Genomic DNA, 22,376 nt, shown 5'->3' with positions numbered 1-22,376 from the left:
AGCAATCCATTTCAAGGCATTTTTATTTGATAGTCATTACTTAAGCATTGGTTTGATACAATCTTTCATGCACACATACGCGGTTTTTGCCACTCGTTTTCGCCTCATATAATGCTTTATCAGCCAGATTAAAAACAGCTTGGAAGGCCGGGCGATATTCAACGTCCCACACAATCATCCCAGCAGAAATCGTTACTTGTGGATTAGTTGTTTTAGGAATCGTCTCCACAATCCGTATCGCAAGCTGCATCGCTTCCTGTGCATTAATATTTGGAACATATACGGACATCTCTTCTCCGCCCCATCTAGCGCAAATTCCGCTATTGCCAATAATATTTTTTAATTGTGTGGCAATTTGCACTAAAATTTTATCACCAATTTGATGTCCATATGTGTCATTAATCTGTTTAAAATTATCCACATCAATCAATAGGAACATACCTGCTTGGTCATTCACAAGTGATTTTTCCACATAACGATCCAAATACCCTCTTGCATACAATTTTGTCAGATGATCCAAATCTACCATTTCTTGAAGTTGATTTCGTAAAATGGAGTTCGCAATAGCCAATGATGAGTGATGGATTAATGACTGCATTAATTTAAAGCTATCAAAGGAAAAGAAATATGGCTCCTTATGCAACACGATACTAAAGCCATTTATTTTTTCTTCCATTAATATCGGAATCGCCATAATAGAACGATATTCGATTGGATTTGGCGTCAATCTGCTAAAATCTGCAATAAACAATGGGTCATTTGTATGTTCAAAATGCTTTTCAATGTGCCTGATATATATTTTGCCTTCCTGAGAATTAAATAAGGCTGTACTCGCATCTTTAATGTCAAAAATGTCTTTTTCTTTAAATGCAAAACAAACCTCCATTGGTTGGAAAGATTTCATCAGCTGTTTTTGCAAGAAAAGTAACATTTCATCAATATCAATTCTCATATTCAAGCGATGTGATGTTTCATTAATAAGTTGTAAGTCACTAACGAGGCGATGTGATTGATGATACAGCTTGGCATTCTCAAGCGCATTTCCAGAGGCATGTGCTAACATTTGAAGAAAATCTTTTTCTTCTACTGAGAAAAGATATGTCATTGGTGCACTAATTTGTAAGATACCATATATAGCCTGTCGCCCTTTAATTGGAGCGTTTAATATTCGACACTCCAAATCTCTTGCAAGTTCTGTTGTCACCTCACCTGAGACAAATGCTTCAATTGTCGCAGGTCTTTCAGCCAAATAATCAAAAAGCTTAATATCCATTGTCGTATGTCGATCTTGATCGTTAGATAAAATCAGCTCTACATTAAAATGTGGAAAATTTTCTTGTATATTTTTCAATACATTTTCCAAAATTAAGTCAATATCCATTGTGGAATGAAATATATCTGTCATATTGTATAATTTTCTATATTGATTTTCACTTTGCTTCACTTTCATCTGTTCATGAATCATAGAAAACACTTTGGTGATTGTTTCCATACATGTTTCACCATGAGGAGTTGACATAAAGTCCTGCCACTCAGCTGTTTTCTCTATGAGTAATACCCCAATTGGTTCTTTGTCTTTTTCTTCAAAAAGTACCATATCTGTCATAATAGAATAGGTCTTTATCTCTTGTATAAAGTGTGGAATTTTAACTATTTTCTGTTGTTGGAATTTAGCTTCAATCGTTGCCCACGACACAACGTCAAACTTTTTATCAATTGTTACTGCAGCTAAATCCTCTAAAGAAATTAGCATACCATCTTCATATCTAAGAAATGTAGCATTTACAATGTTCAAGTGCTTCTTTAGACACTGTTTTAATGAATAAACATACTCACAAAAACTGACTTGTTCCTCTTGAGAACTCACCCAAAAGCTCAAAACATCTGATTGTATATATTTTAGCATTTGTAAATGGTCTGTCATGAAATCACCTTTTCTATTAATAACGTCCAAATCAATTACGATCACTTTATAAAGCATTATACATAATTTGTGTCCTTTTGACTATGCAATTCTATTTCATGCTCCAAATTTTATATTTAACGTGATGTACATAATGAAATAAAAGCCCTAAATAAAAGGCTATTCATTGAGTTAAAATGAAAATATTTTATCATTATCTACGAAATTATTTGACGCGTTTCATTTAAAGAGGTACAATGTAATTTGTGTAAAATGAACGCAGCAGTGGTATAACCTTATATGTGTATTTTATTCCTCCGTTTTAGTGAATAGAACTAAAGAGTGGATGGTGTATTGTGTAACCTAATGGCTGCATAGGCGAAAGTACATGAAAATAAAATGCCAATAAGAATGGGTACTACTGGTTTTTGTTTTACAACCAAAAAACCAAATTTAAAGGAGGAGACAACAATATGTCTCGTTATACAGGTCCATCTTGGAAATTATCACGTCGTCTTGGTATCTCATTAAGCGGTACAGGTAAAGAAATCGAAAAACGCCCTTACGCACCAGGTCAACACGGTCCAAACCAACGTAAAAAATTATCAGAATATGGTTTACAACTTCAAGAAAAACAAAAACTACGTCATATGTATGGTATGAACGAACGTCAATTCCGTACTTTATTTGACCGCGCTGGTAAAATGAAAGGTGTACATGGTGAAAACTTCATGGTTCTTCTTGAAACTCGCCTTGACAACCTTGTTTACCGTTTAGGTTTAGCTCGCACTCGTCGTGGAGCTCGTCAATTAGTAAACCACGGTCACGTTTTAGTAGATGGCAAACGCGTTGATATTCCATCATTCAGCGTTAAACCAGGTCAATCAATTTCTCTTCGTGAAAAATCTCAAAACCTTGCTGTTGTAACAGAAGCAATCGAAGTGAACAACTTCGTACCTGATTACTTAACTTTTGATGCAGACAAAAAAGTTGGTACATTCAACCGTCTTCCAGAGCGTTCTGAATTATCAGGTGAAATCAACGAATCACTTATCGTCGAGTTCTACAGCCGTTAATTTTCTCGCCTTATCAATCGACGATTTTATCAAACCTCGAAACAAGGAAATTCCTTATGTTTCGGGGTTTTTTATAAATATTGAGTTCCAATAATGAAGGATTATTGTTGATTTGATTCGAGGGGATTATGGGGGCGCTAATTTAATATCGAGCAGCTTGTTTCATCTTATTTTATATTGGAAACTATATGAAAGACTTTCTACAATTATATAGAAATTTAAAGTCATTCAATTGTACTGCACCCTATTGTTAAATTTATGGTCTAACTTTCGGGATGCGGTACAATTGACAAGTGACCTTTATTTTTAGCTATCTACGAACTACCCACTTATATAAAATGTGTAAAATTAGTTTTCCGAGCGGCACTGTTATTGGTAAAAAAACGACACTATAAATAATACCAGCAACCATAATACTTTTAACATTTAGTGTATCTAGATTTCCATGTAGTATTTTTTCAGCCATTAATATTCCTACTGTACCAGTAAATAAACTAACGATTAAAGCCATCGCAAAACTAATCCACCACATTGTTTTATTTGAAACAGTGTGTACTACTGAAAAATAGTATCCTCCTCCTATTAAAGCGATAATGATTGGTATCATTATTGCTAGATACAACCATGTTCCACCTAAATAACTTACCGTCCCGCCTGCTAAGCTCTGCCCAATATTCATGAACACAAAAGGAATGATACTTGCACAAATAACACCTATTACTAATCCCTTCACAATACCTTGTAGTTTCATATTCATCTCTCCTATAATATATTCATAATATTATTATACAATATTTAACAGATTTATTATGTAAAAACTGTAATCAAAAATAAAGGAGCAAATTATTTAATTACTCTAAAAAAGGGATTCAATATAACGAATTTATACTTTTCATAGCATTCGTTATAGGTTATTTATTTTTCAAAAATCACAGATGTAGAATAGGTGTAAACTGTAATTTTCAAACTGCCCAGATTCAAAATAAATTGAATCTAGGCTTTGCAGTTATTTATTTCGGCGTTGCTGAATCGTAATATACAATCCTAATAAACGATCCGTTGTCATGTGTTTATTTTGCAAGTCCTTCAAATGTGATTCTTGAATAATACCTTCTTTAGTTGCTTGCGCTAAAAAAGCCTCCACAGCGGCTTCCATCGCAGGGCTTTCTGGATTCCAATTTGTATTTGTCAATGCGTTTTCCTCCTTTGATTTATCTTCCACAATTAGCTGTACTTGCATCTTACTGTTGCTTGGTACGATTACTTGACCTAATTTATAGCCTGTGGGTATCTGCCAATTTGCTTTTACCTCGAAGTGTGGTCTGTCGATGTTTCCCATCCAATCACCACCCCATGTAATACCTAATTTACGAGCAATCGCCCCCACTTTACTCAATGTTGCCACATCATACAATGATTGTGGTGGACCAACAGCGATGTCCCATGCTAGGCGTGATTTATGATTGCTTTGTAATGTCCAAGTAACAATTTGCCCAGGTCTTGTGCGGCCCTGTGCATATAAGTAATTCTGGCGCTCTTGGCTACGATACGTTTCAGTAATAAAAATATTGGAGATGCCTGCTTTATAGCATTCCTGAAATAAAAGTCGCACAGCTTGTCTTGCTGCTGGTAATAACTCGGCTAAATCTCTACATGTCGTTGTGACACTTATACTCATTTCATATTCCCTCCTGTACTTTTATTAAAAATCTCTTTTAATTTTTCCACAAAAAAACTCAAAGGCGTTGGCATATCCAAGCCAAGCTTCTTCGAGTTTTCTTCAAGTGATATAATTTCTAAAATAATAAAATAGAGCGTCACAAAATTCGGTAACACTTCTCCTGCATCATAACCAAGCTCAAGCAAAATTAAATAGATGAGATTGGATACACCTACCCACATCCACATAATACCTTTTTTAATCCCACCTCTAAACGCCTTATAGGATGACCGTTTTCGCCAATTGGCTGTTAATCCAGTTGCATAATCAAGTGCATTTAATGTAATAAGTGCTGTTAATAAAATTGACCAACCACCCAGAAAATAAGTGATAAAGCTGCTTACACTCAAAATCACTACTCTTTCAATTTGTTCCATATTTGAACACTTTCCTTTCCATAATAAAAGCACATCCGATAATAGAATGTGCTTTATTCTTCAGTATCTCTATTGATATCTTCATTAGGACGAATAAGCTATAGCTAAAGCTTTTATTCATGTAAATTCACTTTGAAAGAGGCTCATGAGACAGCATCTTCAAAAGTCTAAGCACTTGAAATGATTCAGCTAAAAATCTTGTCCTGTGATTTCTTTATACTGTGCTGATGAAATTTCTCCAAACGGATTTGTTTCTGTTTTCACTGCTAATCGTAATTGCTCTGCTGTTACCCACTTATACATAAAAGCGATTTGCCAAAATTGCATTATTCCCCACTCCCTTTCATCTCCATTACTTCTAGTTTCAACTGTGTAATTGTTGTACCCAAGCTATTGATAAGCATGTCCTTTTGTATATTTTTAATTTTTTCTTGTGCTAATTGTGCTCCCAGCGACATGACCTGTTCATCTATTGTGAGCGCAGAGCCGATTTTTTCAAGCTCTCCAAATGAGCCATTTGCTAATCTTTGACGTCGTAACATTACTCCAGCACCCCCGAAATTAGATGTATTTTGTGATTCACGTTACTATCTGGACGAGTAGCTGATAATTTTAAGATGATATTATTTTTAGGCTCAGTTGCTTCATAATAAAATTCGTCCTCAACAATTTCCGCTGACACTGGCGCTGTATGGTCAGCTGTTAGCGTCGCATATTGCTCCTGCTCACCTTGTAATGTCATAGATAATTCAGCTACTAACTCAAGGTCCACATCACGCTGAATCCACAATAAAACGCCCTTTGCACTTCCCTTCGGTGGCTCGATTTTATAGCGAGCAACGGAGTGTAAAATAGGCGTTTTGATTTCATTTTTATTCAATTTGATTGTTTTGCTGGCTTTAGCACTGTAATTGTCGATTACCTCAATTACGATTGAGTTTTCACCAACTTTTAATTGAGCGAGGGAAATATCAAATTCCCACTCTCCACCTGTACCATTGTAAATCTCGATAGGATTTCCACCGTTTATACGACGTGTGACAGTTACATCGGAATTGGCATCTAAATCTGTTGCCGTACCACTGATTGTAAATTTATCAGCATCAATTACACCTGATGGTACAACCGCATCCACAGTTAATTGTGGGGCTCGGTTAGGTACGACATAAAATGTACGCTCTACAATGGTTGATTGAGCACCATCACCATCTTGTGCCCAAACCTTTACTATTTGTGGAACACCATCTAACAAACTGGTTGTAAGGACTGTATCACCGTCATACAACTTTCCTCCACTAAATTTTAATTGCTTACTAAATGATATAGGTGCATTACTTAAACCTACACCTAGCGCAATACGTTGCTCACTGTTGATTTGTGCATAGACTGTGACTGATTGATTAGCGTCTACATCTGATGCAGAGCCAGCAATTTGCAAAATATCATTTTCGTATAGTGTCGTGTTGGCAGATGGATTTGTTAATGTGACAACTGGCGCTAAATTGTGCTCAATGACAAATACCTCCGAATGGATATAATCACTATATATGTTGCTTGTGTTTTTCGCACGTACACGTAGCTCCAGTGTTTTTAATGACTTATCTGTTGTAATAGTCAGACTACGAGTAAGTGCCGTGTTGTAGGCTAATTGTGTCCATGCACCTGTGCCGTATTTGTAATCTACTTCATATAGGGCTAAATTCGGTGCATTTGAAGCTCCAAATGCAATAGTAGCAACCTCACTAGGTCGGAATTTTTTGTTTTGTGTTGGCTGTGTAAACGCTGTTGGTGGCGCAATCGATTGATTTACTCTATTTCCTCGTATATACCAATACCCATCATTTGGATTTCGTTGGTCATTTGGATACTGTGAATACGTTCCTTGAAGGGTGGTTATGAATGATGATCTAGAGTAATCAATCGCTGTGACCGTAACATTCATCCATTCTAATGTTTGCACATGAGTTAATGATATTTTCCCTGCGGTGAATTCAGTTGAACCCCAATCACCCACTAGAACCTTTATCACACCATAAGTCTCATAGTTACGATATACATGATGGCCGTTAGCAGGAGTGTAATTTACAAATGCTCGCCTACCTGTACCTCTAGGTGTATGATGACCATTATTCTCTACAATTGTAAAACTTTCGAAATATTCACTTGCATCGGAATTAGGAGTCCACCAAATATGTCCTGATGTTGATTGCCAATCGAAACCATAGGTATAATTTGTTTTAGTATTATATTTTTGCCAATAATATTGTGGTTCTATGACTGTATATAAACTACTTTCTCGATATGCACTTTCTAACCCACCTGTATCAACAGCCTTTACTCTCATCTTTAAATTTATGGCCGTAGGAATTTTATAAGTTAAATTAGGTGTAGTTGTTTCACCAACTTTTGTATACGCCCCACTATTGATAGATGCTTCCCAGATGTATTTTGCTAAGTTGGATTCTGCATCTGATGCAGCACCTACTGAAAATGTTCTATCATCCCCAATTTCCAATAATCCGCTCGGTTGTGTAAATGCTCCTGGTTGGGTTGGCGCTGTATTGACAACTGTCCCACGTTCGTACCAATAACCATCTGCATTTCTTGCATTGTTAGTGTAGGTAGTTTCTTCTGCTTGAATTGTGGTAATAAAACTACCTTTATTATAGTAGACTTGTGCATTTGTGATGTAGATTCTGTATACATCCCACCAATATTCTGGCGTCCCATTGTTCGTTATACGGCCTCTACTAAGGTATTCCAACACTTCGTAACTATTAACTGCCGTATATAAAACTTGACCAGCACTAGATCGGTCAGCAGAACTAACCTCCCCACCATTTAGTTTCAACTGATGTTGATTTCCTACAATGGCGGTCGTATATGCAGTATTACCTGTGAAAGTATAAATCGTTGTCTCTTGCTCTTTGAATACCCTAGAAATTGGTGGTTGATTCGGTGTTGCAGTATATTTATGCCAGTAATATAAAACCATCTACACCACCTCCACTAATTCAACATTATAAGTCTGCCAATCTCCAACACCCATCTCTGCCAATGTTGTGTCAATTGCTACATTACTACGAGCCACTTTTGCACCTTTTTTAAAGTTATGTGTAAGGGTGGTTTGTACAGTGATAGTTTTTGCATCTGCATTAATTGCTGTGATAAATACTTCCTCGCTAGACACATCATCAAAAATCGTCACTTGCGTAAAGGCTTTAAAACCTGCTGTATCCGCTACTCGCAAGACTGGGGGTCGCCCACCTTTATTCTCAATAATATCCGTGTGTGTTGTATCTAAGGTGATTTTATTTGTGCTACCATCCAGAGTATCCGCAAATGTACCGCCATTCCCTGGTGCACGTCCATCTAGTTCTAGTTGCACCTGCATACGCTGCATTTGACGAGCCATTTCCACCATACCGTTATATAAATTGAAAATGCCCCACTCAAAATTGTTTGCGTACTCAGACATGTAAGGCGTGCCATCCTCGATAACTTCCCCTGTCACTGGATCCGTCACATCATCATGCCACTGTGTACGGTCGTATGGGTTTGTTTTAAAATTCCATTCTATTTCACCATTCATAAGCTTACGCATTTACCTTCACCTCTTTTGCTTCAATTTGTAAAGGGAACGTAATCACATACCCCTGTACCCCTTTTTGATAATTCATGGTTTTTACATACAATTCTCGTCCATGACTATCTACCAATGCTGCACGAGTTACTAAGCCCTGTTCCATAGACAACTTTACATATTTTCTTAGTCCATATTTCGTGCTAGTATGATAGATTTCTTTGTCATAAACAACACCATCAATCGTTACCTTTGCACCTACTACCATATTGCTTAAATATTGTTGTAATAACTCCAGCATTAATGATTGTATTTCATTCAATATCTAGCACCTCCTGCTCTAAATCGTCCACACATACGACTATTTGTTTTAAAACTATATATACCAGTTGTGACGCTGATTATTTCTTGACCTAGCGTCCCATGTGTTGTTTTTGTTTTAAAGCGTCCACAAATTTTATAATGTAGCTGCCAAGCGTATGTACCCGCATGAAGGAAAATAAATTCATTCAATTCATTTAAAAGAATGAAGATACCTACCCCTGCTGTTTTCATCCGCTTAACTAATTCCATAGGTACTGCTTTAGCTGAAGCACGAATATTTAGTAACAATGTAGCTGGCTCGAAATCCCGCCAACCTTCCTCAAAGCCAATAAACGCATCGCCCATATAAGCATCCATAATTTGATTCATGACTTCCATGTCGCCTTCTGATAAGTTGAGAATGCACTGAATTTTTATCATTTTGCGATATTCTTCATCATCCCAGCCACCTCGCGCAATCCCCTCATCCTTACCTAGCCGATCTAACCCGTATCCTTCAGCCTGATCTATATCCCAATATTTTAATATTGTTTGCTGGATAGCTACGTTCTCAACACCGTTTTCAGCAATAATTTTTAGCAATTTATAGTTGTTGCTATCCTCTGCACGCGTAAAATGGCGTGGCATACGCTCCAACAAAGTTTGTAAACGTTGATTAGACAAGTGGCATCACCTCAATTTTACTTTCGTCTGTTTCGGCAACTTCAGGAAAAGCGATCGGCACGTTCTGAGCTTCATAGGTCACACCATCAATTGAAAATTCTACTCGTACATCCTCCACACCATCAATTGATAAGATACGTGCCTCTGCCTTTGTACAAATCACATCTGTACTCATACCAACACCATGATAGAGCGTACCATCATATGTGCCCCCAACGTATTTCACCAATTGGGCGATGACTAAATTTTCCCCACTAATGGGGAATTGATTGCTTTTTTTGATATATACCTTTACATAAACGTTGACAGTTGTTGCACGAGTGAAGCCAATTTCATGTACAATTCCACGGTTATCAGTAAATGTGTATACAGTAGAGCCATATGCCCGAATACCGCCACCTTTTTTCTTGAAAATAGCCATTGCTATCTCTTCATCTAACCCGCCAAGGACAACCGTTTCAACGCTATGTGGTGGGCGTCCTTCCGCATCTTCGACATTTGTATCATTTTCAATAGCGATGGCAGCTCTTACCCCCGCTACCTCATCCAGTACGTTCGCCTCTATGGACTCTACACGCCGCGCTCCCACTTTTCCAAGCGAAGCATAGTAACGGTCTTGTAATTCCTCATCTGATTCCTCATCTTGGCCATTAAAAAAAGCATCTTGATTCACAACGGAATGGATGCCTGACTGGGGATTTACGATTATACATAGATCATTCGGCTCTATGTTGCCAATAGCGCCATATTCGAGGGCTTCAACAGGAATACGGTAATTTCCATCTTCAACAGCTTGGACGGTTTCTAACGCTTTAAAATACACATTATACTTTGTCCTAAACAAATCACCTGTATTAATTTTAGCCCCTTTGCTTAATTGAACCGTGACCTCGCCAGTAGCCTTTATCCATCGTTTACGAGTAAGCAATGCCCGCTTAACATTTGCCTCTAAAGTTGCCCCCTCACTTGTATCAATAAAGCGAGCATTATAGACCATTTCAAGCTGCTCATTGTCTTCAGCCCTTTGTTGGGCTTGCAGATGAAGGAATTTGCCTAGGGGTGTACGATCCGATAAGTCCGCATCCTCACCAAATAGCTCTCTTGCTTGCTCCTCCATGATAGGCAGATAATCCGCCATTCTCTGTCGCTTAAATCCCGACTTGGTTAACAATAGCCTCCCCTCCAATCTCGTTACCATTCACTGCTCTTGCTCTAAAATCAATCGTAAGACGGCGTTTAATGCGATTGAAATCATATTCCACACTCAACACCTCAGCTACTCGTGGCTCTTGGTATAAGCAATCGTGCATAGCTTGTACGATTTGCTTTTTGTCTGGTATTTTTTGTTCAATTATTGAACGTCGAAACCCATGCTGCTCGTTAAACATCCATTCTCCTACTGCTGTACGCAATAAATGCTTTAGGTTTTGTGTGAGCTGTTCATCTCCCGCTACTAACTCATTTAATACCCAATCGCCATCCTCGTCATATTTAAATGTGTGCATATAATTCCTCCTATCCAGAATAAACATTCGGGCTAGATTCCACGATTTTTCCACTACCTCCTGGATAAATGACTGTATCACCAAGGCGAGCAATTTTCTTACCATTCACAAAAACGGTCTCACTGCTCGCCACAATCCAACCAATCCCACAATGCGGACAGTTATGATGTACTAAATCGCCATCCCTTGCTTGTTGAAGCCCATTGGTGAATGTATCAGTGCTACCTTCTACAATTGGACCCGACACCCCATGAGGACAGCATGGTTCAGCATGATCACAGACACCTACATGTTGATCTGTAACTCTAGCTACTAATTTTCCCACAAAAATCACCTCTTTACGGATTAAAATGTATAGCTGGTGCAATGGCTGTAATTTTATGATCAGATTCTATGAATATTTCACCATTTGGCTGAATGCGAATTTTATTGCTAAATTGTTTGTCTGTGATAATTACGTTATCAGGATGTGCATTGGCTAAAGGCTTTGTAAAGTAATTAATCCCCCCAACAATTAGGGCGTCATTTGCGCTAAAAGAGCGACTAGCAGCCTTCCCACCGCCAAATAGCAATGGATCAATATCAGCCTGTGAGCAAATGACTAACACAATATCACCTTTTTTAAAGGGTACTTGGATGACAAATTGTTCTGTTTGCCAAAAAGCAAAAGGTACATCCAAGATGGGCGTTGCATCTGGATCATGTAACGGCAAGATATCTGCTTTATACAAATTCATATCAACTTCTAGTATTTCACAAATTAAACAGGTGTTTATATTCAAGAGACTTTCCTCTATAGTTGCTCCTACAAATTCCGTCATTTTTGTCATACTGGCACGACCTCACATTCCGTATAATACTCTTGCCCCGATGTATCGCCTTTATGTTCACCTTTTGATACCCGAAAAACACCGCTCACTTTTTTAGATGTCAATTTAATAATGATATCCGTTGTAACACGATGATTGAGCAGCATTTTTAGCTTGTAGCCTTTTATCTTTTTCTTGTCATTGTTCAACTTAGAACCCTTTTCATCCTTCGCTTCTTCTTCGATTTCCTCTGGCTCATCAATCAGCCCAGTCTCTTTCGATATATCCAACGCTAAATTATCCCCTTTTTTACTATCACGGACATAGATACGTCCTTTATTAATATATAGCTTTGCTTCACAGTCCTTCGCAACTTCAGCGACAAGCGTTTTGATTTTGCCATTTAAAGCCTTACCACTTCGGTAAATGAAATCGACAGGAAGGTCAATATCCCCAATTGCAAGCCCTGCATCTCTAGCTAATTCACTTAAAATCAATGATGCAGAAGTATTTCGTCCATATGTTCTCTTAATAACGGCACTTGTGTAGTCCAGACTGGAATCAATGCATTTAAACGTAGTAATTTTGTCTAACCCTTCCCACTTTGTTTCCTTTTTCTTGAGTGTGCCACTAAAAATAACGCCATTATCATCTACATAACCAGCACTTAAAATAGCTGCTTGATTAGTAGCTATAGCGTTAATGGTGTCATCTTTAAGGTTATATACACTAATGTCAATCGTATCCACTTTTTCATTGTCGCCAAATGGCACACTAAATTGAATAGTAAGTGGCTCAGTTATTTCATGACTACTGACCAAAAAAGCTGTTTTATGCATATATAAATTACTCATCTGGTTCACCTACATATAAAAAGACCGTCTCATTCAAATTTTCGTATGTAATACGAGTAGCTGAATGAGCTCGGTCTTTTGGTATAATTTGCACGTTTGGTAACTCACTGCTCACTCGATTCCTGAACAATGGACGATTCAAAATCAGTTTTTCACCAACAACTAGCGCACCGCCATTTTTAAATAAATCCAGTGTAAAAAAATCATGGGCACGATTGTAGTTGACTTCAAACCCAAATATTTCTCCTGCCAGCTCCATTTCAAATGCATAAGGAATTTCATTTTTATCAATTTCAATATATTCATCCATCATTTACGCCCCTCCAATCCAGCCCATCCACCACCTGACGCTGTGGGCTTCGGTGGTGTCACATACTTAGTTTTATTTGTTTGAGCTGTTTTTGCAGGTGTCTTTTTAGTTTGCTGCCTTCCTTTGCTTGTCACTGGTTTCGTCTGCTGTTTGACTGGTGCTGACACACTCACAAATTTAGCCACTTTAGCGACTTTTATTTGTTTTAACGTCATCGTAAAAGCATAGCCATTCTTAATCTCAGCAGAATAATCACGGCTAAAATCAGTAATCACTACATGCTTTAAAGCTGTCATATAATTATAATCAATGATTTCGCCTTTTTCTCGATATTCACGGAGTTTCAAGACTTTTTCTTCTGTATCATCAAGTATAATACCTGATAATGAAATGGTGATAGGGTTGCTCTTTACGTGATCCGTAATTTGCTCACCATCTTCAAGCGCATGGTCAGCCGTGGTAGAAGATTCAGGCATTGAAACCTTTGTGATGACATCGATTAAAACATCCTTAATGTACGGCATCTTATCACCACCTACGTTGTTTGCATTTCTGTATCGAGAATATCACTAAGAACCTCACGTACTTTTTGTGCAATGTTCATTGGACTATCACCTTTGATGTTAAAAATAAACTGATGACCTCCACTGCCCATAGTTGGTGCTGATTGGATTGTACCTCCGCCTCCCATGCTTAGCTTAGGTGTGCCATCAGCATTTTGAGACAGCATTCCCGCAGTTCTAAGGGCGCTGGATTGTTGCGCTGTTAAAACAGATTCTCCTTCATGGAGCTCAGCAACATATCCATCATAAGGTACATGCTCTAAGCCAGTAGCATGTGATCCATTAAAGACGCCTTTGAACACGCCACCTCCAACCACGCTACCAACTTTCGAAACCCATCCAGGCATTTTAAAATTTGAAATTGCACTTTTAAAGCGATCCCATTTATCTCCTAAACTTTTAAACCAACTAATGGCAGGCTGTACAAAATCAGATACAGATTGTTTAATACCCGCAAATTTTTCCGTTACAGCTCCCCATAATGCACCTGCTTTGCTTTTGATAGTATCCCAATTTTGATACAAATAAACCCCTGCTGCTACTAATAAACCAATAGCTGTGACGACTAGCCCAATTGGATTTGCTCTCAAAGCAGCATTAAAACCATTTGTAGCCAAAGTAGAGGCAAATGTGCTGGTTTTATATAAATCTAATGCGGCTTTTACAAAGGTAATGGCTTTAAATGCTACAAAGCCACTGACAACTCCAGTCAATGCGGCTATCACTAAATCTTTATTATCCACTATCCAGCCCACACCTATTTTAAAGCCTTCATAAACAGGTTCAACATTATTTGTCATAACTTCTGCTATTGACTTAAAGGCATTTTTGATACTTGGTACAGCCGATTCAATGTCACTCATGACCCCACTAATAAAGCCCTGCATTTTCTCAGATTGAAAGGCTTCAACCATACTCAATTTTAAATCTCGCCATACTTTTTCTAGACGAGAACCGAAGTTATTGTGTAATGCTTCCGCTGCTCGTCCAGTAGCTCCTTCGAACCCTGCAATAGCCGATGTGGTATCCGCCATCGATAAAACGACATCATCACGCACATCTTCCCATTGTGTGCCAAAAAGAGCAACACCTGCTGTATTCCGTTCTATTGGGTCTTTCATAGCTGCTAACCCTGCAATAGTTGCCACAAAGGCATTTTGAGCTGACTCACCGCCAACACCAATTTTTTTAGCCATGTCATCTGCGTCTAAACCAATTGCTTTAAAGCCCTTTGCTGTACCTTTCGAGCCATCAATAGCATTTATCCCAAACTCCTTAACAGCATCGCCAACTTTATCCATATTCCAAGCACCTTGTTCTGCTCCTGAAATTAAAATACCTGTGAAATCCTCTGCTGAAAGACCTAATTTTGAAAAGTGCACACTGTATTCATTGAATGTATCAAGTAGATCATCTGAATAGTCGCCCGTTTTTTGGAAGGCATGTGTCATTAAATCTAATGCTTTTGTTTCGCTTAGCCCTTCAAAATTGCGTGTCATGGATTGAATCGTACGACCAACTTCTTTTGATTCTGTGCCCCAAGCCTCCGAAATAGTTGCTGCGCCTTTAGCAACCTCTGTTAAGGCATCACCTTTTAAATTTTTAAACATGGCTCCTAACGTCGACACATCATCAGCAACTTGCGTCATGTTTTCCCCGAATCCTGCTCGGAATACGTCTTTGGTTACACCTTCCAGCTCTTTTAATTCTGCTCCTGTTGCGCCAGTACGTGCTTCAAGTCGGCTAAAGGCAGTATCCATCTCTAGAGCTGTGGATATAATCGTTGACCCCACTGATGTACCTAGAGCTCCAACAACACCTGCGATTTTACCTGCCATGCCTTTGAAGATATTGTTAGTTTCCTTAGCATTACCATTTAAACGTTCTACCTCTTGTCGCAATCCCGCCATTTCTTCCTCTGAGGCTTCAATACGACTTTGTAGACCTTGTATCTCTGTCTGTGCACTACTTAATTCCGTTTCAAGACGAGTGACTTCACTTACTAGTGAATGAAAACCGCTAGTGGATGTATCTACACTATTACCCAAACTGTGGAAGCTACTTTCAATCCGATTCACTAAACGCTCTATATCTTGTAAAGCAGAAGAAGCTTGATCACGAAAATGTATTGACACATACATATCACGTAATGTAGACATTGCCTCACACCTTTCTGCCAAGCAAAGCTGCTAAATATTTTTCGGTATATTGCCTTTGCTCTTGTTCTCGCTTCATGCGCTCATGGATTGCTGCCAGATGCTCTAAAATCTCATCCTGATCCATCAAATCAATATCGGCAGGCTTATATGATGGAAAGTATTCAGGAATCAAATAACGCCAATACTGTTTATTTGCTTGCTCAATATAAACTTGAGGGACACGTTCGATGCCCCTCAAGCGAAGTAGTGGACTATTTGCCTTTACGTTGAAAATTATAGGCAGCCATCGTCACTTCCTCTAACTCTGCCCACGATTCAAAGTCATCCAATTTCAATCCCGCTGGTACAACGACTACCTTGTCAAGCATTTCAGGCATCGCTACGGATACTAGCAATTTTCCTCCTTTATCTGTAATTTTATCCTCTACTTTTGCCCAGACGCTTGGTAAAACTGTCTGGAATGTATAGTGATTTCCACCTTCTGTTGATGTGTATTCATGTGTTTTTGGTTGAAATGCCATAATCAAATTCCTCCTCATGTTTAGATTAATTTTCTGTATAATGTGCAGCTAAAATAACAATTTCGCGGGCTTCTTCTTCCTCTGCACGTGAAAAGGTCGGCCACTTTTGAATACGACAATCTTCGCCTGTTGTGCGTGTATTCAACTCCGTATCTTGAATCATAAAATCAAAGGACTCCCCACTTTTGTAAAGTTGCTGAAGCACAGGAATCGAGGCGGAGCTAGGCTTTAATTTTAGTGTGAGCGTGCCTGTTTCATTCGCTGATTCATTGTAAGTAACCCCTCCATCTGCACCAACGCTTTGTGACCATTTGTCTTCATTTGCCTCTGCGGAAATAGCATCTCCATCACCATAGCCAGTGATAATGTTGCCAGCTACGATAACTTGTGTATGTTTAAAATTGTGTACAGTCATTTAAATCCCTCCTTATAGCGCTAATACGCCATTGATTTGTACTTTTTCCACACCACCAGCAATGATGATGCGGAAGTTGATGTCTGGTAAAATACGCTGAGCGATTGTGTTTTTTGGAATATCCTTGCGACGTGGGAAGGTGATTGTATAATCTGGTTCTCCATTGTCGTCCTCTGCGATAATTCCTTGACGATATGCTGATTTAAAACGTGTATCCATGCAAGCCACAACTTGAGCAATTCCTGCATCTGTATATGGGATTTTTTTCACTGTGGCTAGTAACTGGAATACATCCTCACGCAATCGGGCACGAAGGAAGTAATCTGCTTGAATGACATCTAAATATTCGCCTCCTACAGCCTTCCCACTTGCATTAATTAGCCAGCCCATTTCGTTAATACATGTTGTGGCATTGTTAGCAATAATGGTGTTAATCTCTGCGTTCGATAGTTTAGCAGCACGTACACCATTAACCTGTTTATGACTAAACACATAGGAACCAATGACTTGCGGTGCTCCATATGCAATCAGCCCTTCCGCATGGTAGGCATGTTCGTCATCGTGCACGGATAACAGTACATTTTCATATAAATTTTTCAATTCCTCAGTCAAGGCAATGTTTGGTGTTGTCACTGCATAGATTTTTTCCTGCGTAGACATCCACTGGCATAATGTTTTGATTTCCTCATCACCATTTGCTGTTGACACTAAATAAAACCAATCATTATGTGTTGTAACTAAATTATTTAATGCTCCTGTTAATACAGTTACATCATCAGTTCCTGAAATATAGGACACACCATAGCAAGCTAACTCCCTAATTTTTGGTGATTGTCCAAACATACGAGTGGCAAGTTTGTATTCCTTTGTTGTTTCTGCGAAATCTTCTGCCACCTCAGAAATGTCGGTGTAAACCTTGTAATCTAACTCTTTACTTGTTGCGAGCATCAAAGGTAACCCAAAGCCCTTTTCACTCACTGGCTTTGTCTCACGTGTAATATTGACCTCAACAAAGCGTGATTTATCGGATGCAGCCATGCTGTCACTCCCTCTCTACTGTTATTTTGTACTCGACTTTGTCAAAGTAGTCGATTTCATATTGATCTGTTTCGTTGTATCTGATAATGACGTCAAAGCCCCATTTTTCGTCATACGCATCTACTAAAAAAGTTGTACGATTCTGTACATCAGCACTACTTGCAACCGCCACGTCCAATCCGTCCAAAAATAAAGAACCTCGCCCCTCGAACCATTTGCGTAGCTGTTGTGCTACCTCATAAGCGTTCGATTGCGAAGTTCCATATACATTGAATGAAATTGTAGCAGTGCGTTCCTGTGACCGTGTTTCATTTAAGGCGCTAGGTTGGTCTGTGTGAATGAGATTTTCACGCCCACGCCCCTTTCTATCACTAATGATTTTATATGTGCTGTATGGTAGTGTCGGCAACTCTCCAGCCTGGTCAGCACGAATAATTGTTATAGACGTATCAGTGGCTACTTTATTACGAATTAATTTCATCAAATTCATTTCTTACGCCACCTCATCACATACATAAGAATATCTGTATAATCAGCAAAATCCTTAAATGCTTCAATTGTATAGAGTTCCCCTTTATACTCGCATTGTGTACCCTCTTCAAGTGGTGTCGTGGTCAAAAGCTTCTTCTCTTTAGTTGTATATGTCCCACTCTCTGAAAAATGAAGCACATCCTCCGTGAGTGGCAAAACAATACCTACAAGCTCAATTGGATTCGTTATACCATCCACCCACTCACCATCCACATAAGCCCCTGCACTTTTAACATGTGCAATCAACGACATACCTTGCGATTGAATAACTGGACCAAACAACATTTTTTCCGGCATTAGTGCTTCACCACCTTATACGTAACACGCCTATACAAGCCACCCGAATCTATCAATGGGTTATTAGAGCCTTTTTTAGCAATTGTAGCTAGTGCATTTGGTAGTGTATCTAAATTGGTCAATTTTTCTTGAACGTCCTCCACTATCTTTACACCAAGTCTTTCGCACAGTGTTTTGACTCCAATACGGCGATTGAATACATGCACTAGTTGCTTTTCCACAAATTTAAACCACTCATTTTGCTTTTCGTCAAATGTGGATCGTAAAAATGAGCGTTCAGGAATGACAATCGATCCTTTTTCTTTCTGAATGATGATCCCAAACTCATGAACACCTGCAATCATGACGTATTCAGCACCATCACTTCTGAAAATCCCTACATGAATTTCGTATTTTTTGAGCTTTTTTAATTCGCTTATAACTTGCGGAATATTATTCTGGCTACTAATAATGCGTACACCCATTTAGAGCACCATCAAATTCAAGTGTTTTTTTGGTTCTTTTTCCAGCTCAGCTAAATCATCCAAAAGACGTTGATATTCCTGACCATATTTAGAAGCCATCAACCCGATATTTTTATTTGGGTCACTGTACTGACGTTCGATAACGTCTACCTTCTCGCGAATTACAGCTTGTTTTAATTCTGTTGATAAAATGGCTAAATGTGCGGCTAAATAGCGTGTAAGGCGCTCATAGTGTGCTTCATTAATTTCTAAAGAGGACACTTCTAAGGAAGCATCCTCAATACACATTTCTAGTCGTGCATCTGAGACAGCATCAAATCCACTATCTAATAGGCGTATACGCTCAATTGTTGTTAATAGCATAGGAGCCCTCCTACTTTTCAGGATTCTTCAATTCTTCAATACGCTTATCAATGGCATCAAGGACGGTTGTACGGCTCTCTTCAGCTTTCAAAGCCTCTAGCATATCTACATCATAGGCATCCTCAATCATGGCAATCAATTCTTTGGCAGAGGACTTGCTCTGTTCTCCTTCATAAACGAATTCACCTTGTTTATCTAAATGAGCCATTAAGGGATGCGAAAGAAACTTCTCGAACTCCTTGTCATTCACTTTATTAGTACCAGGAACGAGTGTTAGACCATTCGCTTCATATGAATAATTTCCTTTATTTTGTACTAGCATCACTTAATCCTCCTTCTTAAATTCCATCAACACGGCAAATAGCCATTGGATAACGAATAATTAAACCTGTTGTGCGTTCTTCAAATGGCACTTTTGTATTCGGGAAGGCGTATTCCTCTGGGTGTCGCATCACGTCTAATGGAATGCCAAGCTCCACGACATCAGGTGAAGAATCTAGTACTACAAAGCAATCTGTTCCAGCTAATCCTTTGCCTTTAAAATCATTAATTGTTTCAATGCGTTGGAATAAACCTTCTGATTGAATATATTGTAACGCCGTTTGCTTTGTAAATTCATTGAATACTTTCTTTTGAAGCTGCTTCTTTGCATCAGGTGTCAATAGTAATGTATCAGCTTCATGACCATTTAATAAATCGACTTTCGATTTTGCTTCGATAATATCATCAATAATCTCCTCGCCCGTTTTGTCAGCCCATTTCGTAGATGTACCTGCCCCATTTTGCGGTACTGCATATACCTGAATACCTACTGCATCGGTTAACCCTTTAATGCCATGCGTTTTATCGCCTGAAAAAGCAATTTGATTTTCCTTCTCAGCAATGGCCTTTCTTACGGTATCAGCCTTAGTAACATCGATAGCACGGCCAGCCATTTGCGCCTCACGCACTTCCTGCACAGAAATATTAAATGCGGCAGCAATAGAGTAAATTTTGATAGTTTCTTCTTTTAAATCGGCATCGACTAAAGGTACATCTGTTGCACCTGGAGCCAAAATTTTGGCTGCGCCTGAGCGTGTTAAAACGTCATAGCTGTATGTTTTCGCTCCTGCTGGAATATCCGTTTTTAAAGCAAAAATGGAACGGGCTTTTAATTCAGATGTATGTGGTTCATACACACGCTTGTCAATTGCGTTTAAGTCTTGTGGACGGATAACAGCATCCGCACGATATGTTTGCATTGTCATATAAAGATTCCTCCTAAGGTAAGTTAATTTCGATTTCTACTAATTGATTAGCTAAGGCGTTTGCTTTGAATACAGCCCCGTTGATAGCAATTGCCCCATCTACAGTAAACTTTTGAGTAGCAGGGTCTACTTTTACCGCTTGACCGTTGATTACGTCACCACCAGCAACTACAAAAATACGACCACGTTTAACAATCGTCGCCGCTTCCCCAAATGGATAGTTTTGATTATCTGTCTTTTCTACCCAATCATGAATAGTTTGAGCTAATGCGATACCAATGACTGTGCCACCTGTGGCGATTGGTTTAATCGCTGTACCTGTAGCATTTAATTGTACGGCTGCACCAAATGGCACTACCGCCTCCACTGCGTATGTGTCCGCTGTGTAATCTTGATAGCTAGATAGTTGCCCCGCTTTGCTTGCTGGCTGCATATAATCGGGATAGTTTGTAATAGGCATGTCAGTTCCTCCTTATTTACGCATATTTAAGCGTTGATTTTTTAATTTTTGTACGTCTTTATCAGCATTTGCAGCATCACCAGTGATAACAGAGTTAGCACCTGTCGAAGAATAGCCAGTTGAATGGACTTGTGTAATGGTTGCATCAAAAAAGGCGTTGATATAGTCATCTGACTTCCCATCGCCTTTAAAATCCTGTTTGATTGTAGCAATAACTGCTTCTTTGATGGCACGCTCTGTTTTGCCTGTGAAGTCGAATGAATCACCTAAAAATGGCTTTGTTGTGCTAATGAGCTGCACACGCTCCGCTACTTTTTTATCAAGCTCATCTGCTGACGACTGCTTTACTTTTTCGTTAGCAAGCGCTCGCTCCGTATTTTGTAGCTTTATCTTCAAAGCATCTAGACGCCCCCGTAGTACATCTACAGCATCTGTTTTTTTCTTTTTTGACTCTTCCTCTTCTTCGTCCTCTTCACCTGTTGAGGCGGTTAAACTTTCAATGTAAGTCTTTACTGCTGGATCCACTTCATATTCCACGCCTTCAATCTCAATTTTTACCATTTTAATTTTTCCTCCTTCTACCGAATCAATTTGCCATGCGTCTGAATCGGAACGAATCGCTACTTCTGGGCCAGCTCGTCCTTTATCTACAATGGCGATATGATTAATTTCAATATTACGTTGCACATATTCATAGGGTTGCCCATTATATGTGCCCGTTTCTGCCACCACATCACTCATAAAGCCAATGCTGATTTCACGTTTCCCCTCATGAATCTTGTTAATAAGCCCTTTATCTGTAATGGTAAGTGATACATATAACTTGAGATCCTCCACCTGCACATCTGTATGGCTCATGCCCTTTGCATAGGTCTGATAGTTATCTAAAGTGACAGGCTCATTCGGATGTTCGTCTGTAATCGGCTTACTGCGTGCCGATTGGATTGTTACATCGCTGAAAATCTCATCAGGCAACTTGGCTTCCATCTGTACTGCGCCGTCTTGTCGTGCATAAGGAAAAACACCAGGACGAGTAATCGGCACACGTACCGTTAAATACCCTTCTGGTGTCTCTGCATAATCCTTTATTAAGCTACGGTCATAGCGTTGTAGTTTCAATTGTTGTCACCTCCTTTCTAAAATCCCAAACGTTTGAGATTTTGACCAAAATAAAAATGCCGAACCAAGCTTAGG

The 22,376-nt window shown here is 38.9% G+C and carries 31 protein-coding genes; 1 reads left to right on the top strand and 30 read right to left on the bottom strand.

The window, feature by feature from the left end:
* Positions 1 to 40 precede the first annotated feature (40 nt).
* Positions 41 to 1,753 carry a sensor domain-containing diguanylate cyclase gene (locus tag OPF91_RS07105; RefSeq protein ID WP_264988042.1) on the bottom strand — a complete coding sequence of 571 codons (1,713 nt, stop codon included), beginning with the start codon at positions 1,751 to 1,753 and terminating at the stop codon, positions 41 to 43.
* A gap of 623 nt (positions 1,754 to 2,376) precedes the next feature.
* Here OPF91_RS07105 and rpsD point away from each other — a divergent pair.
* Positions 2,377 to 2,979: a 30S ribosomal protein S4 gene (gene rpsD, locus OPF91_RS07100; RefSeq protein ID WP_264988041.1), complete on the top strand. Its 603-nt coding sequence runs from the start codon at positions 2,377 to 2,379 to the stop codon at positions 2,977 to 2,979.
* Positions 2,980 to 3,289: 310 nt separating this feature from the next.
* On the opposite strand, the gene OPF91_RS07095 is transcribed toward rpsD, so the two are convergent.
* From OPF91_RS07095 to OPF91_RS06955, 29 genes are all read right to left on the bottom strand, one after another.
* Positions 3,290 to 3,730, bottom strand: a complete 441-nt coding sequence (locus OPF91_RS07095; RefSeq protein WP_264988040.1) for a hypothetical protein — start codon at positions 3,728 to 3,730, stop codon at positions 3,290 to 3,292.
* 255 nt (positions 3,731 to 3,985) lie between these two features.
* On the bottom strand, positions 3,986 to 4,657 hold the full coding sequence (locus OPF91_RS07090) for a M15 family metallopeptidase (RefSeq protein WP_264988039.1): 672 nt from the start codon (positions 4,655 to 4,657) through the stop codon (positions 3,986 to 3,988).
* The gene (locus tag OPF91_RS07085; protein WP_264988038.1) at positions 4,654 to 5,076 is read right to left on the bottom strand and encodes a phage holin family protein; all 423 of its coding nucleotides are present in this window, start codon (positions 5,074 to 5,076) and stop codon (positions 4,654 to 4,656) included. The genes OPF91_RS07090 and OPF91_RS07085 overlap by 4 nt, the downstream gene beginning before the upstream one ends.
* Before the next feature lie 189 nt (positions 5,077 to 5,265).
* Complete coding sequence (locus tag OPF91_RS07080) at positions 5,266 to 5,403, bottom strand: XkdX family protein (protein ID WP_264988037.1); 138 nt, start codon at positions 5,401 to 5,403, stop codon at positions 5,266 to 5,268.
* On the bottom strand, positions 5,403 to 5,618 hold the full coding sequence (locus OPF91_RS07075; RefSeq protein ID WP_264988036.1) for a hypothetical protein: 216 nt from the start codon (positions 5,616 to 5,618) through the stop codon (positions 5,403 to 5,405). The genes OPF91_RS07080 and OPF91_RS07075 overlap by 1 nt, the downstream gene beginning before the upstream one ends.
* Positions 5,618 to 8,071, bottom strand: a complete 2,454-nt coding sequence (locus OPF91_RS07070; protein ID WP_264988035.1) for a hypothetical protein — start codon at positions 8,069 to 8,071, stop codon at positions 5,618 to 5,620. The genes OPF91_RS07075 and OPF91_RS07070 overlap by 1 nt, the downstream gene beginning before the upstream one ends.
* Complete coding sequence (locus OPF91_RS07065; protein WP_264988034.1) at positions 8,072 to 8,680, bottom strand: hypothetical protein; 609 nt, start codon at positions 8,678 to 8,680, stop codon at positions 8,072 to 8,074.
* A complete protein-coding gene (locus tag OPF91_RS07060; RefSeq protein ID WP_264988032.1) occupies positions 8,673 to 8,981 on the bottom strand; it encodes a hypothetical protein in 309 nt (102 codons plus the stop codon). The genes OPF91_RS07065 and OPF91_RS07060 overlap by 8 nt, the downstream gene beginning before the upstream one ends.
* The gene (locus tag OPF91_RS07055) at positions 8,978 to 9,646 is read right to left on the bottom strand and encodes a DUF2612 domain-containing protein (RefSeq protein WP_264988031.1); all 669 of its coding nucleotides are present in this window, start codon (positions 9,644 to 9,646) and stop codon (positions 8,978 to 8,980) included. The genes OPF91_RS07060 and OPF91_RS07055 overlap by 4 nt, the downstream gene beginning before the upstream one ends.
* Complete coding sequence (locus tag OPF91_RS07050) at positions 9,639 to 10,817, bottom strand: baseplate J/gp47 family protein (RefSeq protein ID WP_264988030.1); 1,179 nt, start codon at positions 10,815 to 10,817, stop codon at positions 9,639 to 9,641. Before OPF91_RS07050 ends, OPF91_RS07055 begins: the two co-directional genes overlap by 8 nt.
* Positions 10,795 to 11,151: a contractile injection system sheath initiator gene (locus OPF91_RS07045; protein WP_264988029.1), complete on the bottom strand. Its 357-nt coding sequence runs from the start codon at positions 11,149 to 11,151 to the stop codon at positions 10,795 to 10,797. The genes OPF91_RS07050 and OPF91_RS07045 overlap by 23 nt, the downstream gene beginning before the upstream one ends.
* A 10-nt stretch (positions 11,152 to 11,161) precedes the next feature.
* Positions 11,162 to 11,476 carry a PAAR domain-containing protein gene (locus tag OPF91_RS07040; RefSeq protein ID WP_264988028.1) on the bottom strand — a complete coding sequence of 105 codons (315 nt, stop codon included), beginning with the start codon at positions 11,474 to 11,476 and terminating at the stop codon, positions 11,162 to 11,164.
* A 13-nt stretch (positions 11,477 to 11,489) separates the two neighbouring features.
* Positions 11,490 to 11,981, bottom strand: coding sequence for a Gp138 family membrane-puncturing spike protein (locus tag OPF91_RS07035; RefSeq protein WP_264988027.1), 492 nt, complete (start codon positions 11,979 to 11,981; stop codon positions 11,490 to 11,492).
* Entirely contained in the window at positions 11,978 to 12,814 is an 837-nt protein-coding gene (locus OPF91_RS07030; RefSeq protein ID WP_264988026.1) for a phage protein, read from the bottom strand. Before OPF91_RS07030 ends, OPF91_RS07035 begins: the two co-directional genes overlap by 4 nt.
* On the bottom strand, positions 12,807 to 13,127 hold the full coding sequence (locus tag OPF91_RS07025) for a phage baseplate plug family protein (protein ID WP_264988025.1): 321 nt from the start codon (positions 13,125 to 13,127) through the stop codon (positions 12,807 to 12,809). The genes OPF91_RS07030 and OPF91_RS07025 overlap by 8 nt, the downstream gene beginning before the upstream one ends.
* Positions 13,124 to 13,648 carry a phage baseplate protein gene (locus OPF91_RS07020; protein WP_264988024.1) on the bottom strand — a complete coding sequence of 175 codons (525 nt, stop codon included), beginning with the start codon at positions 13,646 to 13,648 and terminating at the stop codon, positions 13,124 to 13,126. Before OPF91_RS07020 ends, OPF91_RS07025 begins: the two co-directional genes overlap by 4 nt.
* 11 nt (positions 13,649 to 13,659) lie before the next feature.
* A complete protein-coding gene (locus OPF91_RS07015) occupies positions 13,660 to 15,846 on the bottom strand; it encodes a phage tail tape measure protein (protein WP_264988023.1) in 2,187 nt (728 codons plus the stop codon).
* Between the two features lie 4 nt (positions 15,847 to 15,850).
* Entirely contained in the window at positions 15,851 to 16,084 is a 234-nt protein-coding gene (locus OPF91_RS07010) for a hypothetical protein (protein ID WP_264988022.1), read from the bottom strand.
* A 13-nt stretch (positions 16,085 to 16,097) separates the two neighbouring features.
* Positions 16,098 to 16,367, bottom strand: coding sequence for a hypothetical protein (locus tag OPF91_RS07005; RefSeq protein ID WP_264988021.1), 270 nt, complete (start codon positions 16,365 to 16,367; stop codon positions 16,098 to 16,100).
* A gap of 25 nt (positions 16,368 to 16,392) precedes the next feature.
* Positions 16,393 to 16,782 carry a phage structural protein gene (locus OPF91_RS07000; RefSeq protein WP_264988020.1) on the bottom strand — a complete coding sequence of 130 codons (390 nt, stop codon included), beginning with the start codon at positions 16,780 to 16,782 and terminating at the stop codon, positions 16,393 to 16,395.
* 12 nt (positions 16,783 to 16,794) lie between these two features.
* Complete coding sequence (locus OPF91_RS06995; RefSeq protein ID WP_264988019.1) at positions 16,795 to 17,820, bottom strand: DUF3383 domain-containing protein; 1,026 nt, start codon at positions 17,818 to 17,820, stop codon at positions 16,795 to 16,797.
* A gap of 4 nt (positions 17,821 to 17,824) precedes the next feature.
* Positions 17,825 to 18,310 (bottom strand): phage neck terminator protein, encoded by a 486-nt coding sequence (locus tag OPF91_RS06990; protein ID WP_264988018.1) that lies wholly within the window; start codon positions 18,308 to 18,310, stop codon positions 17,825 to 17,827.
* Positions 18,307 to 18,648: a hypothetical protein gene (locus OPF91_RS06985; RefSeq protein WP_264988017.1), complete on the bottom strand. Its 342-nt coding sequence runs from the start codon at positions 18,646 to 18,648 to the stop codon at positions 18,307 to 18,309. Before OPF91_RS06985 ends, OPF91_RS06990 begins: the two co-directional genes overlap by 4 nt.
* Positions 18,648 to 19,112 (bottom strand): hypothetical protein, encoded by a 465-nt coding sequence (locus tag OPF91_RS06980; RefSeq protein WP_264988016.1) that lies wholly within the window; start codon positions 19,110 to 19,112, stop codon positions 18,648 to 18,650. The genes OPF91_RS06985 and OPF91_RS06980 overlap by 1 nt, the downstream gene beginning before the upstream one ends.
* Positions 19,113 to 19,475 (bottom strand): DUF4054 domain-containing protein, encoded by a 363-nt coding sequence (locus tag OPF91_RS06975; RefSeq protein ID WP_264988015.1) that lies wholly within the window; start codon positions 19,473 to 19,475, stop codon positions 19,113 to 19,115.
* Between the two features lie 10 nt (positions 19,476 to 19,485).
* A complete protein-coding gene (locus tag OPF91_RS06970) occupies positions 19,486 to 19,797 on the bottom strand; it encodes a hypothetical protein (protein ID WP_264988014.1) in 312 nt (103 codons plus the stop codon).
* Between the two features lie 16 nt (positions 19,798 to 19,813).
* Positions 19,814 to 20,722 (bottom strand): DUF2184 domain-containing protein, encoded by a 909-nt coding sequence (locus OPF91_RS06965; protein ID WP_264988013.1) that lies wholly within the window; start codon positions 20,720 to 20,722, stop codon positions 19,814 to 19,816.
* A gap of 13 nt (positions 20,723 to 20,735) precedes the next feature.
* A complete protein-coding gene (locus OPF91_RS06960; protein WP_264988012.1) occupies positions 20,736 to 21,182 on the bottom strand; it encodes a structural cement protein Gp24 in 447 nt (148 codons plus the stop codon).
* A 12-nt stretch (positions 21,183 to 21,194) separates the two neighbouring features.
* The gene (locus OPF91_RS06955; protein WP_264988011.1) at positions 21,195 to 22,301 is read right to left on the bottom strand and encodes a DUF2213 domain-containing protein; all 1,107 of its coding nucleotides are present in this window, start codon (positions 22,299 to 22,301) and stop codon (positions 21,195 to 21,197) included.
* Positions 22,302 to 22,376 lie beyond the last annotated feature (75 nt).

Source organism: Lysinibacillus piscis, from assembly GCF_026012395.1.
In the GTDB taxonomy this organism is placed as follows: Bacteria; Bacillota; Bacilli; order Bacillales_A; family Planococcaceae; genus Lysinibacillus; species Lysinibacillus piscis.
This window is presented reverse-complemented; position numbering and strand designations above follow the sequence as displayed.